Below are 2,045 nucleotides of genomic sequence, written 5' to 3'. Positions count from 1 at the left end.
TAAAGAGCGCAAGTACCTATTGTTCAGGTTGAAGTACTAAATTTGACCTATTAGCTGTGGGGAGAAAGAAACGGAGCGGGAAAAGGAAACCTTATACTTCCGGAAGTCGGCCAGGATCATGCTTATTAAAAGAGCCGTATGCGAACTGAAAATGCAATTAAAACGTATAAATTTGTGAAGAAGGGGAGGTTTTACTCAGAAAATCAAATGATATTATTAACATCCTGTCTTCCGATAATTGCCATTATTTCAACTATATCATTGTTTAATCTAAAATAAATACTATCAGAACCGCAAACACAACGTCTATATCCTTTTTTTATATAATCTACTGATTCAAATGAAAATGGTATTTGGGCAATCAGATCAAAATATTCAAAAAACAATTCAAAATATTTGTCGGCTTGCGAAATTCCGGACTTTTCAACTCCATAATGATGAATTCGTATCAAATCTTCTTTAGCTTCATTACTTAATCTATATTTAGCCATTAAGCAAAGACTTTGATTGTTTCAGAATTTGTTCTTTAGTATTGTCAGTAAATCCACTTCTTTCAGATTTATCCAATTTCGCTTTAATCCAGTCAATTTGAACTTGCTGTTTCCTGGCCTGTCTAATCAAATCATTGATAAGTTCACTTTTGCTTGAATATTCCTGGTTATCCAATTGAGCTTTTAGCCACTCATCATTTGGTTTTGTAAACGATATACTTTGCCTTACCATATATTTATATTTTGATGCAAAATTACATCAAATATGAATCATTCGCAAATTTTCCAATTTTACCGCTAACTTATCGTAAGTATATGAAAAAGATTAAAATTACAAATAAGCTTTTCTTAAGCAAGTGATCAGTAGGTGAATTTTTCCAGGGTGAAAAAACTTATGCTCAGGGTCGTGCCTGTGGCATTGTCCGCCAGTTGGCGGATGGTGTGATCGGCTCCCCGATAGGAAGACAGATAACCTGCCGGCTGCCTGCCCCTTTACTTGCCGTTTTTATTTTCTACTTGTTTTAATATGTCGTTCATCATTTTAATTTGAACTTTTTCTAACTCCAAAAGTTCTTGCTGTTGATCCATTATAAAATGATCAATTTTTTCATGTAATGTCCTTATCTCTATTTCTGATTTGAGATTTATCATGTAGTCTTTCTTAGATCTATCCCTATCTTTTTCTTCCTGTCGATTTTGACTCATCATTATTACCGGTGCTTGTAATGCAGCTAAGCATGATAAAATCAGGTTTAATAGTATAAAAGGATAAGGGTCAAATCCTTTATTTATAAGCCAAAACATATTAATAGAAATCCAAATGAAAATAAATATTCCAAATGAAATAATAAATGTCCAACTGCCACCAAATGAAGCAACTTTGTCAGCGATTCTTTGTCCAGTAGTCAATATTTGTTTCTCATCTACATATATTTTATCTGTTAAAGTATTATTTTTAGTCACTGAAGATATTACGGTTTTTTCAAGTTCTGTCAGCTCTCCAATTTCATTAATCAAATATTCCGAGATGGACCTTTCTCTATAGCTGTTAAGTTCGCTCCGAGAAAGACAACTATCATGTGAGAATTGTGGGTTGTCTTTTTGAATTAAATCTAAAATAGAGTGTCTGATTGTTCTGGCTGAAATTTTTTCCGCAATTGGAAATTCGATGTTTGAAATATCACTACGAAAAGTTTCCATATTTTTTGTTTTTAATCACTTAATAGTTACAAATTTTTTATCTGCTCGAAAGTTCCTTTATGATCACAAGCTGGCTTAATCGTCTAACGGAATTTTTTACTCAAAATGGCAGGTAACTTATTGTAAGTTCTTGAAAAAGATTAAAAATACAAATAAACTTTACAAAGCAAGCGATCAGTGTTTGAATTTTTCCAGAGTGTGAAAATCCTTATGCGCAGGGTCGTGCCTGTAGTATTGTCCGCCAGCTGGCGGAAAGGGTGGTTTGGAGTGTCCTGTACACTAAGGAAGCCAAATGGCAAAATCAGGTCAACAGTAAAACCCCGAAATGAAACCTAACGGTTTTGGGAGATCAAT

The 2,045-nt window shown here is 33.6% G+C and carries 3 protein-coding genes; all 3 read right to left on the bottom strand.

Annotated elements, in window-relative coordinates; genetic code table 11:
* Nucleotides 1–203: 203 nt before the first annotated feature.
* On the bottom strand, nucleotides 204–491 hold the full coding sequence (locus tag Q8907_16670) for a type II toxin-antitoxin system RelE/ParE family toxin (protein MDP4275903.1): 288 nt from the start codon (nucleotides 489–491) through the stop codon (nucleotides 204–206).
* Nucleotides 484–723: a CopG family transcriptional regulator gene (locus Q8907_16665; protein ID MDP4275902.1), complete on the bottom strand. Its 240-nt coding sequence runs from the start codon at nucleotides 721–723 to the stop codon at nucleotides 484–486. The genes Q8907_16670 and Q8907_16665 overlap by 8 nt, the downstream gene beginning before the upstream one ends.
* 260 nt (nucleotides 724–983) lie before the next feature.
* A complete protein-coding gene (locus Q8907_16660; GenBank protein ID MDP4275901.1) occupies nucleotides 984–1,691 on the bottom strand; it encodes a DUF1003 domain-containing protein in 708 nt (235 codons plus the stop codon).
* Nucleotides 1,692–2,045: the final 354 nt, after the last annotated feature.

It is taken from the genome of Bacteroidota bacterium (assembly GCA_030706565.1).
Taxonomy (GTDB): domain Bacteria; phylum Bacteroidota; class Bacteroidia; order Bacteroidales; family JAUZOH01; genus JAUZOH01.
The sequence above is the reverse complement of the archived record's forward strand: the minus strand, read 5'-3'. Positions and strand labels throughout refer to the sequence as shown.

Coding starts and splice junctions, on each gene's coding strand:
- Q8907_16665 (MDP4275902.1), bottom strand. CDS start 723: ATGGTAAGGCAAAGTATATCGTTTACAAAACCAAATGATGAGTGGCTA.
- Q8907_16660 (MDP4275901.1), bottom strand. CDS start 1,691: ATGGAAACTTTTCGTAGTGATATTTCAAACATCGAATTTCCAATTGCG.
- Q8907_16670 (MDP4275903.1), bottom strand. CDS start 491: ATGGCTAAATATAGATTAAGTAATGAAGCTAAAGAAGATTTGATACGA.